The 12890-nt window shown below is 54.8% G+C and carries 16 protein-coding genes; 14 read left to right on the top strand and 2 right to left on the bottom strand.

Annotation, left to right across the window (positions count from 1 at the left end; genetic code table 11):
• Nucleotides 1-144 precede the first annotated feature (144 nt).
• A complete protein-coding gene (gene mpl / locus OGV57_RS11960) occupies nucleotides 145-1524 on the top strand; it encodes a UDP-N-acetylmuramate:L-alanyl-gamma-D-glutamyl-meso-diaminopimelate ligase (protein WP_003839563.1) in 1380 nt (459 codons plus the stop codon).
• 107 nt (nucleotides 1525-1631) lie between these two features.
• Here mpl and yjgA read toward each other — a convergent pair whose 3' ends face one another.
• Entirely contained in the window at nucleotides 1632-2183 is a 552-nt protein-coding gene (gene yjgA, locus OGV57_RS11965) for a ribosome biogenesis factor YjgA (protein ID WP_003839565.1), read from the bottom strand.
• Nucleotides 2184-2278: 95 nt separating this feature from the next.
• Between yjgA and pmbA the strand changes: the two genes are divergently transcribed.
• The 13 genes from pmbA (at nucleotide 2279) to OGV57_RS12030 (ending at nucleotide 12395) form a co-directional block, all read left to right on the top strand.
• Nucleotides 2279-3631 (top strand): metalloprotease PmbA, encoded by a 1353-nt coding sequence (pmbA, locus tag OGV57_RS11970; protein WP_032937740.1) that lies wholly within the window; start codon nucleotides 2279-2281, stop codon nucleotides 3629-3631.
• A gap of 46 nt (nucleotides 3632-3677) precedes the next feature.
• The gene (cybC, locus tag OGV57_RS11975; RefSeq protein WP_003025756.1) at nucleotides 3678-4064 is read left to right on the top strand and encodes a cytochrome b562; all 387 of its coding nucleotides are present in this window, start codon (nucleotides 3678-3680) and stop codon (nucleotides 4062-4064) included.
• A gap of 332 nt (nucleotides 4065-4396) precedes the next feature.
• A complete protein-coding gene (locus OGV57_RS11980) occupies nucleotides 4397-4705 on the top strand; it encodes a glycine dehydrogenase (protein ID WP_003025758.1) in 309 nt (102 codons plus the stop codon).
• Nucleotides 4706-4715: 10 nt separating this feature from the next.
• Nucleotides 4716-5078, top strand: a complete 363-nt coding sequence (locus tag OGV57_RS11985; RefSeq protein WP_003830384.1) for an SFCGS family glycine-rich protein — start codon at nucleotides 4716-4718, stop codon at nucleotides 5076-5078.
• A gap of 2 nt (nucleotides 5079-5080) precedes the next feature.
• Nucleotides 5081-5380: a DUF4312 family protein gene (locus OGV57_RS11990; protein WP_003025762.1), complete on the top strand. Its 300-nt coding sequence runs from the start codon at nucleotides 5081-5083 to the stop codon at nucleotides 5378-5380.
• 22 nt (nucleotides 5381-5402) lie between these two features.
• Nucleotides 5403-6179, top strand: a complete 777-nt coding sequence (locus tag OGV57_RS11995; protein ID WP_003025764.1) for a DUF4311 domain-containing protein — start codon at nucleotides 5403-5405, stop codon at nucleotides 6177-6179.
• Nucleotides 6180-6190: 11 nt separating this feature from the next.
• Complete coding sequence (locus OGV57_RS12000) at nucleotides 6191-6835, top strand: DUF4310 family protein (RefSeq protein ID WP_003830379.1); 645 nt, start codon at nucleotides 6191-6193, stop codon at nucleotides 6833-6835.
• Nucleotides 6836-6893: 58 nt separating this feature from the next.
• Entirely contained in the window at nucleotides 6894-8027 is a 1134-nt protein-coding gene (locus OGV57_RS12005) for an amidohydrolase/deacetylase family metallohydrolase (protein ID WP_016149471.1), read from the top strand.
• Nucleotides 8011-9129, top strand: coding sequence for a DgaE family pyridoxal phosphate-dependent ammonia lyase (locus tag OGV57_RS12010; RefSeq protein ID WP_054527995.1), 1119 nt, complete (start codon nucleotides 8011-8013; stop codon nucleotides 9127-9129). The genes OGV57_RS12005 and OGV57_RS12010 overlap by 17 nt, the downstream gene beginning before the upstream one ends.
• Nucleotides 9126-9866 (top strand): 2-dehydro-3-deoxy-phosphogluconate aldolase, encoded by a 741-nt coding sequence (gene dagF, locus OGV57_RS12015; protein WP_048216922.1) that lies wholly within the window; start codon nucleotides 9126-9128, stop codon nucleotides 9864-9866. The genes OGV57_RS12010 and dagF overlap by 4 nt, the downstream gene beginning before the upstream one ends.
• 21 nt (nucleotides 9867-9887) lie before the next feature.
• The gene (locus OGV57_RS12020; RefSeq protein ID WP_286531165.1) at nucleotides 9888-11801 is read left to right on the top strand and encodes a BglG family transcription antiterminator; all 1914 of its coding nucleotides are present in this window, start codon (nucleotides 9888-9890) and stop codon (nucleotides 11799-11801) included.
• A gap of 77 nt (nucleotides 11802-11878) precedes the next feature.
• Nucleotides 11879-12121, top strand: a complete 243-nt coding sequence (locus tag OGV57_RS12025) for a type II toxin-antitoxin system RelB/DinJ family antitoxin (RefSeq protein ID WP_003839576.1) — start codon at nucleotides 11879-11881, stop codon at nucleotides 12119-12121.
• Complete coding sequence (locus OGV57_RS12030; protein WP_016149473.1) at nucleotides 12111-12395, top strand: type II toxin-antitoxin system RelE family toxin; 285 nt, start codon at nucleotides 12111-12113, stop codon at nucleotides 12393-12395. Before OGV57_RS12025 ends, OGV57_RS12030 begins: the two co-directional genes overlap by 11 nt.
• A gap of 3 nt (nucleotides 12396-12398) precedes the next feature.
• Here OGV57_RS12030 and nrdG read toward each other — a convergent pair whose 3' ends face one another.
• Nucleotides 12399-12863: an anaerobic ribonucleoside-triphosphate reductase-activating protein gene (gene nrdG / locus OGV57_RS12035; RefSeq protein ID WP_003839580.1), complete on the bottom strand. Its 465-nt coding sequence runs from the start codon at nucleotides 12861-12863 to the stop codon at nucleotides 12399-12401.
• Nucleotides 12864-12890: the final 27 nt, after the last annotated feature.

Consider the following 12890-nt stretch of genomic DNA (forward strand, 5'->3'; position numbering starts at 1 on the left):
GCGACCGCAACAATATTAACAAATATTTCCATTGTTGCGCTTAGGTGAATCGCGCCAGCAAACTGCGGAATATCCTGAAATGCGTTTCTCACTTGCCGGACATGTGCGTAAAATGGCCCCCAGATTAAAAAAGGATAGTGACGTATGCGCATTCATATTTTGGGAATTTGTGGCACTTTCATGGGCGGTCTGGCGATGCTGGCGCGCTCGCTCGGTCATGAAGTAACCGGTTCGGACGCCAATGTGTATCCGCCGATGAGTACCTTACTTGAGAAGCAAGGCATTGATCTGATTCAGGGTTACGATGCCAGCCAGCTCGACCCGCAGCCGGACTTAGTGATCATCGGCAATGCCATGACCCGTGGTAATCCGTGTGTGGAAGCGGTTCTCGAGAAGAACATTCCGTACATGTCTGGTCCGCAGTGGCTGCATGACTTTGTATTGCGCGACCGCTGGGTACTGGCGGTTGCGGGTACGCACGGCAAAACCACCACCGCCGGAATGGCGACCTGGATCCTCGAAGCCTGCGGCTATAAGCCTGGCTTTGTGATCGGCGGCGTACCGGGTAACTTCGAGGTTTCTGCGCGTCTGGGCGAAAGCGACTTCTTCGTGATTGAAGCGGATGAGTACGACTGCGCGTTCTTCGACAAGCGTTCTAAATTCGTGCATTACTGCCCGCGTACGCTGATCCTCAACAACCTTGAGTTCGATCACGCGGACATCTTTGACGATTTGAAAGCGATCCAGAAACAGTTCCACCATCTGGTGCGTATCGTGCCGGGCCAGGGACGCATCATCTACCCGGAAAACGACATCAATCTGAAACAAACGATGGCGATGGGCTGCTGGAGCGAACAAGAACTGGTGGGCGAACAAGGTCACTGGCAGGCGAAAAAACTGACCACCGATGCTTCTGAGTGGGAAGTATGGCTGGACGGTGAAAAAGTCGGTGAAGTGAAGTGGGGCCTGGTGGGCGAGCACAATATGCATAACGGTCTGATGGCGATTGCGGCCGCGCGCCATGTGGGCGTCGTGCCTGCAGATGCAGCTAATGCGCTCGGTTCATTCATTAACGCCCGTCGTCGTCTCGAGCTGCGCGGTGAAGCCAATGGCGTGACGGTGTATGACGATTTTGCCCATCACCCGACGGCCATTCTGGCAACGCTTGCGGCGTTGCGCGGTAAAGTGGGCGGTACGGCGCGCATCATCGCAGTGCTGGAGCCTCGCTCGAACACCATGAAAATGGGCCTGTGCAAAGACGATCTGGCGCCGTCGTTAGGCCGTGCGGACGAAGTGTTCCTGCTGCAACCTCCGCATATTCCGTGGCAGGTAGCCGAAGTCGCTGAAGCCTGCGTTCAGCCGGCACACTGGAGTGGCGATGTTGATGCCCTGGCAGATATGGTGGTGAAAACCGCGCAGCCAGGCGATCACATTCTGGTGATGAGCAACGGCGGATTTGGTGGTATTCATCAAAAACTGCTGGATGGCCTGGCGAAGAAAGCTCAGGCAGAAGCGGAAGAGTAAAAAAATGCCCGGTGGCGCTACGCTTACCGGGCCTACAACGTGTTAACGGATTGTAGGCCGGATAAGGTGATTGCACCGCCATCCGGCACTTTCGGCGGACAAAGAGGTTAGGCCTCGTTTTCCGCCAGTTCACGCAGATACTGGAAGATCTGGCGGGAAGATTTTGGCGGCTTGTTGCCCGCTTTTTCTTTCCTGGCGTTACGCACCAGCGAACGCAGTTGCTGGCGGTCGGCGTCAGGCCACAGACTCATCACTTCTTCGATGGCTTCATCGCTACCGTCAACCATACGGTCACGCAGTTGCTCCAGCTTATGGAAGACAACGACCTGCTGGTTGTGGCGATTTTTCAGCTTGTCCAGCGCCTGACGGATAGGATCAACATCGCGCTGGCGCAACATTTTGCCAATCAACTGCAACTGGCGGCGACGTCCTTCCATCTTAATACGCTGGGCCAGCTCAATGGCGGCACGTAAATCCGCATCAAGCGGGATCTTATCCAGCGCGTTTTTCCCCAGATCAACCAGTTCCGCACCCAGGCGTTTTAACTCCTCGGCATCGCGTTTAATTTCACTTTTACTGACCCAGATAATTTCATCGTCTTCGTCTTCGATGTCATCACCGGGAACGTCGTCGAGCCAGTCTTCGGGCTGCTTTGTCATTTCAGGCTCCTTAAAAAAAGAGGCTAATGTTACCAGTTAAGATGCGCACTGAAAAACGGTTCTCTGTTAGACTTCAGAGAAACTCTCTCTACATTATGGCATTTGCGATGAAAGTAATCTCACAAGTTGAAGCGCAGCGTAAGATTCTGGAAGAAGCAGTCTCGACGGCACTGGAATTAGCGTCAGGTAAGTCGGATGGCGCGGAAGTCGCTGTGAGCAAGACCACGGGTATTAGCGTCAGCACCCGTTATGGTGAAGTGGAGAACGTCGAATTCAATAGCGATGGTGCACTGGGGATTACGGTTTATCACCAGAACCGTAAGGGCAGCGCATCGTCCACCGATTTAAGCCCGCAGGCGATTGCACGCACCGTGCAGGCTGCGCTGGACATTGCACGTTACACTTCGCCGGATCCGTGCGCAGGCGTGGCAGATAAAGAACTGCTGGCCTTTGATGCGCCCGATCTGGACCTGTTCCACCCGGCGGAAGTTTCCCCTGATGAAGCCATCGAACTGGCTGCTCGTGCTGAACAGGCGGCGCTGCAGGCTGATAAGCGTATCACCAATACCGAAGGCGGCAGCTTTAACAGCCACTATGGCATCAAAGTGTTTGGTAACAGCCACGGCATGCTGCAGGGCTACTGCTCCACGCGTCATTCCCTTTCCAGCTGTGTAATCGCGGAAGAAAATGGCGATATGGAACGCGATTACGCCTACACCATTGGCCGGGCGATGGGCGATCTGCAAACGCCGGAGTGGGTAGGGGCTGACTGTGCTCGCCGCACCTTATCTCGTTTGTCGCCGCGTAAGCTGTCCACCATGAAAGCGCCGGTGATTTTCGCCAACGAAGTGGCGACCGGACTGTTCGGACACCTGGTCGGCGCGATCGCCGGCGGTTCGGTGTACCGCAAATCCACCTTCCTGCTGGATTCGCTGGGCAAACAAATTCTGCCGGAATGGCTGACTATTGAAGAACATCCGCACCTGCTGAAGGGACTGGCGTCGTCGCCGTTCGACAGTGAAGGGGTACGGACTGAACGCCGTGACATCATTAAAGAAGGCGTGCTGACTCAATGGCTGTTGACTAACTATTCCGCACGTAAGCTGGGCCTGAAGAGCACTGGGCATGCAGGCGGGATCCACAACTGGCGAATTCCGGGACAAGGTCTAAGCTTCGAGCAGTTGCTCAAAGAGATGGGCACAGGTCTTGTGGTTACTGAGCTGATGGGACAGGGCGTAAGCGGCATTACCGGCGATTACTCGCGCGGCGCGGCGGGCTTCTGGGTCGAAAATGGTGAAATTCAGTATCCGGTGAGCGAAATTACCATCGCCGGTAACTTAAAAGAGATGTGGCGCAATATTGTGACCGTGGGGAACGATATTGAAACGCGCAGTAATATCCAATGTGGTTCGGTATTGTTACCGGAGATGAAAATCGCCGGGCAGTAATACTCGTTAAGGCGTTAATTTTTAATAATAAAAAAGGAAGTGAGCAATGCGTAAACACCTGTTAGCGATCGTCGCGGCTTCAACGCTGGTTCTTGGTTCTTCTGCGTTTGCAGCCGATCTCGAAGATGACATGGGGATCCTCAACGACAACCTGAAAATTGTCGAAAAAACGGATAATGCGACTGAACTGAAAGACGCGTTAACCAAAATGCGTGCAGCCGCGCTGGACGCGCAAAAAGGTACGCCGCCGAAGCTGGAAAACAAATCCCCGGACAGCCCGGAGATGAAGGATTTCCGCCACGGCTTTGACACGCTGATCGGCCAGATTGACGGCGCGCTGAAGCTGGCGAACGAAGGTAAAGTTAAAGAGGCGAAAGCCGTTGCGGAAGAGCTGAAAACCACGCGCAACGAAAACCACAAGAAGTTCCGCTAATCTGCGCTATCCGGCCTACATACCTGTAGGCCGGATGAAATCCCCCGCTACTGCACGCCCCATAAGTAAACGCTATCCCCATCACATTTTTTCATTTTTATCGTCCATTCATTGTTCGCACTTCCTTCCATTTTGCGGCCCACTCTTGCGATCTCAATCACATTCTTCCGGTGATAAATCGTGGTTCCAGCCCTTTTTGCGGCACAGATCACTATCGCTGCACACCTTTCCACTTCGAAGTGGAAAACAACTCGCTACAAACTTATAACCTCCGTCGCTAATTTACCCTCAGAGACATTAACGGGGTAAGACGAGTGAATAACGGAGCTGTAATGAATGACATGGGGGAATCGGTGGAACTGGCCGACCGCATGCTGGCGCAGGTGTATGCCTTGCTGCGTGAACGCAACATTATTCCCAACGCCGTACAGGAACAGATGCTGACGTCGCATGTTCGCGCCATGGCGCACCGCTCGGTAACGGGTGAACCCTTACCAGAAGTCGATGCCAGCTTGTTTGATGAAATATCTGCCGAGTCAATGGCGCTTGCCCGCGACGTGGTCGCCGAGTTTGGCAATCTTCCTGAGGAAGAGGCCTGGCTGCTGTCGGTGCACTTTGAAGTCGCGAAAGACAACCTTTAAGGAGAAAAAGATGGAACAGATTACCGTAGTGATTGGCGATCGTCTGGGTAAAGGCCAGAAAGTGGCGGCAGGCGTAGAGAAAGCGGGTGGCCGTGCCGTTGTGGTGCCGGGTGTTGCAGCAGATATGAAGCTGGGTGACGTGATGAAGGCGGAAAACGCCACCTTTGGTATCTCGTTTTGCGGCAGCGGTGGTGCGGGTGCGATTACTGCGCAGACCAAATACGGCTACAAGGCGAAATACGGCATGCGTTCGGTCGATGAAGGGGTAACCGCCATCAACGAAGGGTGCAACGTACTGGGATTCGGATTTATGGACAAAGAAGAGCTCGGCGAGCGCCTGGTGCAGGCCTGGCAAAAGAAACACGGCGCTTAAGCATGAAAGAGCAATTCACCACCACGGTGAGAGTCACGGGTAAGGGCGAGACCAAAGCTCGCGCCTTTGCCGATGCCCTGAACCACGTTCAGGCTGCGGTGATGAAAGCGTCGCCGCATATCTTACTGCGTATTGAGCCACAGGATGTGCAGGTTGTTCAAGCGCGTGAATCGGTGCGTAAAGAGGCGTTTTTATTCCTCTTTTTGCGCCGGGAAAGACGCACTTTCAGCGTGGAGCTGGACGTGACCGTCAACGTGACTGCCATCAATCTCGACAAGGTGGATTTCGTTACGCAACGCTGATTTCCTATTAAAAGGCATAATTATGTTCCTGATAATATTAATAAAATCGCTCATCATCGGCGCGTTGGTTGGCGTTGGTGTCGGCGCTGGGGCTGCACGCATGTTTCATGCGCCTACCACTCAAGGGATGGGCGCGTTTCGTACTCTTGGAGAACTGAATTCCTGCGAAGGGGATCCGGCTTCTCACTTCTCGTTCGGCCTGGGCTTCTTCTTTAACGCCTGGGCTTCCTCCGTTGCGGCGGGGGCGTTCACTCAGGACGTCGACCATCGCATCATCCCCAACTGGGGCGCCGCCGCGCTGATGATTAAAAATCGCAACGTCGGTGAAACGCTGCACGATCCTAAGCGCATGGCAATTGCCTGCGGCGTTATCGGGATGATCGTGGTGACCTTCCTGAACCTCACTGCGTCATCCGTACCGGAAGCGCTGCAGGTTACCGCCGTCAAGGTGCTGGTGCCCGCGGCTAACCTGCTGGTTAACACCGTGATGCCGGTGATCTTCTGGCTGGCGGCGATCGACGCCGGTAAGAAATCCGGCTTCTGGGCCACCGTTTTTGGCGGCGCGGCGCAGCTGATCATGGGCAACGCCGTTCCGGGACTGGTGCTCGGCATTCTGATCGGCAAAGGTGTTGAAGAAAGCGGCTGGAACCACGTCACGAAAGTGATGATGGTAGCTATCGTCGCGCTGTTTGTCCTGAGCGGCTTCTTCCGCGGTTTCGATATGAAGATGATCGAATCCTTCCATCTGACCGTGCCTAACTGGCTCGAACTTATCCACAACTCGCTCAGCGGCAAATAACGGAGGTCATCATGGAACAGAATAAAGGTTTTTGGTTCGCTGACTGGTCGTTCCCGATCTTCGTGGGCCTGCTCTCATCCGGCGTATTTGCCGGAACGCACATGTACTACCTGTACGGTATTGGCGCATTTAACGAAGTGGCTTTTGTGGCGATGCTGAAAGCTGGAATGGATACCGGCTCCTACGGGGCGGTGGCGGCATTTGGCGCAAGTTTCCTGTTTGCCCGCATCATTGAAGGTTCGCTGGTGGGTATTCTGGATATCGGCGGGGCGATTCAGACCGGGGTTGGGTTAGGTGTTCCGGCGCTGCTGCTGGGCGCGGGCATTATCTTCCCGGTCGCCAACTTTGCCGCCTCGCTGGTCACTGGTCTGGTGATTGGTTTGGCGATTGGCTACATCATCATTCTGGCGCGTAAGTTCACCATCAACCAGAGCGACTCAACCTACGGTGCGGACGTCATGATGGGGGCCGGTAACGCCTCCGGCCGCTTCCTCGGACCGTTGATTATCCTCAGCGCGATGACGGCTTCTATTCCTATCGGAATCGGTTCTCTGGCGGGTGCGCTGCTGTTTTATCTGTGGCAAAAACCGATTACCGGCGGGGCGATCCTTGGGGCAATGATCCTCGGGTCCATCTTCCCGATTGCCATTAGCTAACTGTTGATTTGCAGGCCGGATAAGGCGGTTACGCTGCCATCCGGCATAGGAGAGAGCGATGTTTGATTTACTCCTGCGCCGTGCGCGCCTCGTTGACGATACGGTGAGCGATATTGCGCTCAAAGACGGCAAGATCGCGGCGTTGGGCGACGTTGATGGCCCGGCGCTGAAAACCATTGAGCTGGGCGGCGAGTGCTACGTCAGCGCAGGCTGGATTGACTCCCACGTTCATTGCTACCCGAAATCCCCGATTTACCACGACCAGCCGGATAGCGTCGGTATTGCGACCGGCGTCACTACCGTGGTGGATGCGGGCAGTACCGGGGCGGATGACATCGACGATTTTTACACCCTGACCCGGGAAGCTGCCACCGAGGTGTATGCGTTGCTGAATATCTCCCGCGTTGGGCTTATCGCCCAGAACGAGCTGGCCAACATGGCCAATATTGACGCTGATGCGGTGCGAGAGGCGGTGAAACGCCACCCTGATTTTATCGTCGGTCTGAAGGCACGTATGAGTAGCAGCGTAGTCGGTGAAAATGGCATCACGCCGCTGGATCGCGCCAAAGCGATGCAAAAAGAGAACGGCGACCTGCCGCTGATGGTGCACATCGGCAACAACCCGCCGGATCTGGATGAGATCGCCGAGCGCCTGAGCGCGGGTGACATCATTACCCACTGCTACAACGGTAAGCCGAACCGCATTCTGACGCCGCAAGGCGAGCTGCGGGCGTCAGTGACGCGGGCGATTTCACGCGGCGTGCGTCTGGACGTTGGGCATGGCACCGCCAGCCTGAGCTTTGCGGTGGCAAAACGCGCTATTGAACTGGGGATTTTGCCACACACCATCAGTTCCGATATTTACTGTCGCAACCGTATCAGCGGCCCGGTCCATTCTCTGGCGAATGTGATGTCGAAATTTCTCGCCATTGGGATGTCGCTTCCGCAGGTCATTGAGTGCGTTACCGCCAATGCTGCCGACGGCCTGCGCCTGAAACAGAAGGGGCGACTGCAGGTCGGTCTGGATGCTGATTTAACCCTCTTTACGCTTAAGCGCCAGCCAACCGTGCTGGTAGATGCAGAAAACGACAGCCTGCAGGCTGAACAACTGCTGGTGCCGCTTGCCGCAATACGTGCGGGCAAGGGCTATATGACCGAACAAGGGAGCGCGGAACATGCCTTCGATTTTTGAGAAATACGATTTAAAACAGGTGATTAATACCTCCGGCCGCATGACGGCGCTCGGCGTTTCCACGCCGCGACCAGAAGTGGTTGAAGCCGCGATGGCCGGGATGAATCAATACTTTGAGATGAAAGACCTGGTGAATAAAACCGGCGACTACATCGCGAAATTGCTGGAAGTGGAAGGGGCAACCGTTGTCTCTTGCGCCTCGGCGGGGATCGCCCTGTCGGTGGCTGGCGTATTGGTTAAAGACAGCGACTGGCTGCTGGAGAACCTACACGTCACGCCCATCGAGAACAACGAAATCGTGCTGCCCAGAGGCCACAACGTCAACTTTGGCGCTCCGGTGGGTACCATGGTGGCGCTTGGCGGCGGTAAGTTAGTGGAGGCTGGTTATGCCAACGAATGTTCCGCGGCGCAGCTGGCTGCGGCCATTACACCGCGTACGGCGGCCATTCTGTATATCAAATCTCACCACTGCGTCCAGAAAAGTATGCTCAGCGTGGAGCAGGCTGCGGTGGTGGCGCGTACGCATAACCTGCCGCTGATCGTGGACGCGGCGGCGGAAGAAGATTTGCAATGCTACTACCGGGTTGGCGCAGATCTGGTTATTTATAGTGGCGCGAAGGCGATTGAAGGACCAACCAGCGGTCTGGTGATAGGTAAAACCCAGTACGTTGAGTGGGTGAAACGCCAGACGGCGGGAATTGGCCGGGCGATGAAGGTGGGGAAAGAGGGAATTCTTGGCCTAACCTGCGCCATCGAACTGTATCTGAACGCGCAGAAAGAGAGTGGCGCGGAGATGGTCGAGAAAATGACGCCGTTCATTAATGCGTTGAACCAGCTTAACGGCGTGAGCGCCCGCGTGGTGTGGGATAGCGCAGGGCGCGACATCGCACGCACGGAAATTAAGTTTGATGAAGCGGTAACCGGGATCGCCACGGGCGAACTGGTTGAAGCCCTGAAACAAGGCGAGTACGCGATTTACTTCCGTGGTTACAAAGCTAACGAAGGCATTATCGAAGCCGATGTGCGCAGCGTCGATCGTGCGCAGCTGGAGATTGTGGCCCGTCGAATTGGTGAAGTGATTTCGCAGGAGAAAAACGCATGAAACTGACCCCTAACTTTTATCGCGACCGCGTCTGCCTGAACGTGCTGGCAGGCTCCAAAGAAAATGCGCGGGATATTTACGCGGCGGCGGAAGGACACGTGTTGGTTGGTGTGTTGTCAAAAAATTACCCGGATGTCGCAAGCGCAGTAGCGGATATGCGTGAATACGCAGCGCTTATCGACAATGCGCTCTCCGTGGGATTGGGGGCAGGCGATCCTAACCAGTCGGCGATGGTCAGTGAAATTTCCCGTCAGGTGCAGCCCCAGCATGTTAATCAGGTCTTTACCGGTGTGGCCACCAGTCGCGCGCTGCTGGGCCAGCAGGAGACAGTGGTCAACGGTCTGGTCTCGCCAACCGGCATGCCGGGCAGGGTGAAAATCTCCACCGGTCCGCTAAGCAGCCAGACGCCGGACGGTATTGTGCCGGTAGAAACCGCGATTGCGCTGCTCAAAGACATGGGCGGTAGCTCGATTAAATACTTCCCGATGGGCGGCCTGAAATGCCGTGAAGAGTACATTGCCGTAGCGCAGGCCTGCGCCCGTCATGACTTCTGGCTGGAGCCAACTGGCGGTATCGATCTGGATAATTTCACTGAAATCCTGCAGATTGCCCTCGATGCCGGAGTGAGTAAAATCATTCCTCACATCTATAGTTCGATTATTGATAAGGTGAGTGGTAACACTCGTCCGGATGACGTACGCCAACTGATGGCGATGACCCGGGCCTGCGTAGGCTAACTGACTGATGAGGAAACTGACGTGCGATTTCCCAACCAACGTTTAGCACAGCTGTTTGACATGTTGCAAAACGAAGCGCTTCCACAGGACGAGCTGGCGCAGCGGTTGTCGGTTTCCACACGCACCGTACGGGCGGATATCACCGCGCTAAACGCGCTGCTCACCCAGTATGGCGCACAGTTTGTCCTCAGCCGGGGTAACGGTTATCAGCTCAAAATTGACGACCCGGCAAGTTATAACACCCTGCAAACGCAGCAGCCCAACGCGTTGCTTCGCATCCCTCGAACCAGCCAGGAACGGATACACTGGCTGGTGGTGCGTTTTCTGACGTCGGCTTTCTCGCTAAAGCTGGAAGATTTGGCTGATGAATGGTTTATCAGCCGCGCGACGCTGCAAAACGATATGGCTGAGGTGCGCGAGCATCTGCAACGTTATCATCTGACGCTGGAAACGCGTCTCCGCCACGGCATGAAGCTATTCGGCAGCGAAATGGCGATTCGCGCCTGTTTGACCGATTTGCTGTGGACGCTGGCACAGCAGGATCCGCAGCACCCATTAGTGATGCAGGAGGCGCTTAATGCCGGGATCCCTGAGCAGCTACAGCCCGTTTTACAGGATATTTTCGCTCGTTTTCATATTCGTCTGACCGATGAGGGCGAGCTGTTTTTACGCTTGTACTGCGCGGTGGCGGTACGGCGGATTAGCGAAGGGTATCCACTCCCGGATTTTGCCGCAGAAGAGGCCGATCAATCGGTGTGCCTGGCCACGCGGGAAATCGCGGCGGTATTGCACCGCCTGGCAGACAAACCGCTTTCCGTTTCCGAAGAAAACTGGCTACAGGTGCATATTGCTGCTCGCCAGGTACAAGAGATTGCGCCCAGTGCTATCAATGCGGATGATGACGAAGCGTTGGTCAATTACATCCTGCGTTTTATCAACACCCAGTACAACTACAACCTGTTGAATGACAAACAGTTACATGCTGACCTGCTGACGCATATTAAGACGATGATCACCCGGGTGCGTTACCAGATAATGATCCCCAATCCGCTGCTGGAAAATATTAAACAGCACTACCCCATGGCGTGGGACATGACGCTGGCCGCCGTCTCGGGATGGGGAAAATATACGCCGTACACCATCAGTGAAAATGAGATCGGCTTCCTCGTGTTGCATATTGGTGTCGGGCTGGAGCGTAGTTACAACATCGGTTACCAGAGACAGCCCAAGGTTCTGCTGGTATGCGATGCCGGAAATGCGATGGCGCGGATGATTGAAGCGGTGCTGGCGCGTAAGTATCCGCAGATAGAGATCGTCGATACCGTCACGCTGCGTGACTACGAACAGCGGGAAAGCATCAGCGAAGATTTTGTCATCTCTACCGCGCGGATCGGTGAAAAAGATAAGCCTGTAGCGATGATTGCGCCGTTCCCGACCGATTATCAACTGGAACAAATTGGCAAACTGGTGCTGGTGGACAGAACCCGCCCGTGGATGTTGAACAAATTCTTCGATGCCGCCCATTTTCGTGTACTTGACGAGCCAATGGATCAACAAACGTTGTTCAAAACCTTATGCCGTCAGTTGCAGGATGAAGGTTTTGTCGACACAGAGTTCCTTGATTCAGTGGTTGAGCGTGAGGCCATCGTCAGCACCATGCTGGGTGACAGCATTGCCCTGCCGCACGCCCTCGGTCTGCTGGCCAAGAAAACGGTGGTTTACACTATCCTCGCACCGCAGGGCATTGCATGGGGTGATGAAACGGCGCATGTGATCTTCCTGCTCGCCATCAGTAAAAGCGAGTACGAAGAAGCGATGGCCATTTACGATATTTTCGTCACCTTCCTGCGCGAGCGCGCCATGACACGGCTCTGCGCATGCCGGAATTTCACCGAGTTCAAAACGGTCGCCATGGAGTGCGTGAGCCGTTTTTGAGAGGCGTTATCCATAATTCGATGTAATGCGTATGTAATGCTAAACTGCATTACACATTCGATTCTACTGGAGGCATAATGGCCACGCTGAACGTCCGTCTGGATGACAAACTCAAAAATGAGGCTTATGCCGTGCTGGAAAAACTGAACATTACTCCAACGGAAGCTGTGCGATTACTGTTTCAGTACGTCGCGGAAACGGGGCGCATGCCAGTGAAAACCGTCACCGTTAGCGACAGCGAAGATACACTGATTCAGACAGTCCGGGAGAGGCTGGCCAGCCCGCAAAAAGGAATCAAGGTTAGTCTGGATGACTTATGAACTGGAATTCGACCCGAGAGCCTTAAAAGAGTGGCATAAACTGGGTGATACGGTGAAGGCTCAGTTTAAGAAGAAGTTGGCCGACGTGTTGTTGAACCCCAGAATTGACTCTGCCCGTTTAAACGGTCTTCCAGATTGCTATAAAATTAAGCTTAAATCGTCCGGCTATCGTCTGGTGTACCAGGTTCGGGATGAGGTTGTGATCGTGTTTGTTGTCGCGGTCGGCAAGCGAGAACATTCGGCCGTTTATCTCGATGCAAACAAACGGCTTTAGCGATCAACGCAAATGATGCACAACCTGGTTGCTGCTGCCGCGCCAGATCAGCGCCGGGTCTTTAAGATCCTGCACGTATTTGCCATCGACCAGTACGTTGATGAGATCGACCACCTGCATTTGCGCGGCGTTGAGTTCATCGAGCTTGTAGCCGGTCCACACCCAGATATCTTTGCCGGGGCACTCAGCGCGAACGCGCTGCACTAGTTGCAGGATTTCCGGCACGTTTTGCGGATGTAGCGGATCGCCACCGGAGAGCGAGATCCCCTGACGCTTGATTCGCGTATCGTTCAGATCGGCAATGATCTTGTCTTCCATCTCTTTGGTAAATGGCTCGCCGGAATTGAGCCGCCAGGTGCTTTTGTTATAGCAACCGGGACATTCATGCACGCACCCGGACACAAACAGCGTGCAGCGGGTGCCAGGGCCGTTAACGATGTCGACGGGATAGTATTGGTGAAAGTTCATAGCTTGTAACCATGCCGGGTGGCGCTG

Source organism: Citrobacter sp. Cf087 (assembly GCF_030334285.1).
GTDB classification, from domain to species: Bacteria; Pseudomonadota; Gammaproteobacteria; order Enterobacterales; family Enterobacteriaceae; genus Citrobacter; species Citrobacter freundii.

What these genes read in the sequence shown, in the direction of transcription:
- mpl (WP_003839563.1), top strand. Translation starts at nt 145, where the DNA reads ATGCGCATTCATATTTTGGGAATTTGTGGCACTTTCATGGGCGGTCTG.
- yjgA (WP_003839565.1), bottom strand. Translation starts at nt 2,183, where the DNA reads ATGACAAAGCAGCCCGAAGACTGGCTCGACGACGTTCCCGGTGATGAC.
- pmbA (WP_032937740.1), top strand. Translation starts at nt 2,279, where the DNA reads ATGGCATTTGCGATGAAAGTAATCTCACAAGTTGAAGCGCAGCGTAAG.
- cybC (WP_003025756.1), top strand. Translation starts at nt 3,678, where the DNA reads ATGCGTAAACACCTGTTAGCGATCGTCGCGGCTTCAACGCTGGTTCTT.
- OGV57_RS11980 (WP_003025758.1), top strand. Translation starts at nt 4,397, where the DNA reads ATGAATGACATGGGGGAATCGGTGGAACTGGCCGACCGCATGCTGGCG.
- OGV57_RS11985 (WP_003830384.1), top strand. Translation starts at nt 4,716, where the DNA reads ATGGAACAGATTACCGTAGTGATTGGCGATCGTCTGGGTAAAGGCCAG.
- OGV57_RS11990 (WP_003025762.1), top strand. Translation starts at nt 5,081, where the DNA reads ATGAAAGAGCAATTCACCACCACGGTGAGAGTCACGGGTAAGGGCGAG.
- OGV57_RS11995 (WP_003025764.1), top strand. Translation starts at nt 5,403, where the DNA reads ATGTTCCTGATAATATTAATAAAATCGCTCATCATCGGCGCGTTGGTT.
- OGV57_RS12000 (WP_003830379.1), top strand. Translation starts at nt 6,191, where the DNA reads ATGGAACAGAATAAAGGTTTTTGGTTCGCTGACTGGTCGTTCCCGATC.
- OGV57_RS12005 (WP_016149471.1), top strand. Translation starts at nt 6,894, where the DNA reads ATGTTTGATTTACTCCTGCGCCGTGCGCGCCTCGTTGACGATACGGTG.
- OGV57_RS12010 (WP_054527995.1), top strand. Translation starts at nt 8,011, where the DNA reads ATGCCTTCGATTTTTGAGAAATACGATTTAAAACAGGTGATTAATACC.
- dagF (WP_048216922.1), top strand. Translation starts at nt 9,126, where the DNA reads ATGAAACTGACCCCTAACTTTTATCGCGACCGCGTCTGCCTGAACGTG.
- OGV57_RS12025 (WP_003839576.1), top strand. Translation starts at nt 11,879, where the DNA reads ATGGCCACGCTGAACGTCCGTCTGGATGACAAACTCAAAAATGAGGCT.
- OGV57_RS12030 (WP_016149473.1), top strand. Translation starts at nt 12,111, where the DNA reads ATGACTTATGAACTGGAATTCGACCCGAGAGCCTTAAAAGAGTGGCAT.
- nrdG (WP_003839580.1), bottom strand. Translation starts at nt 12,863, where the DNA reads ATGAACTTTCACCAATACTATCCCGTCGACATCGTTAACGGCCCTGGC.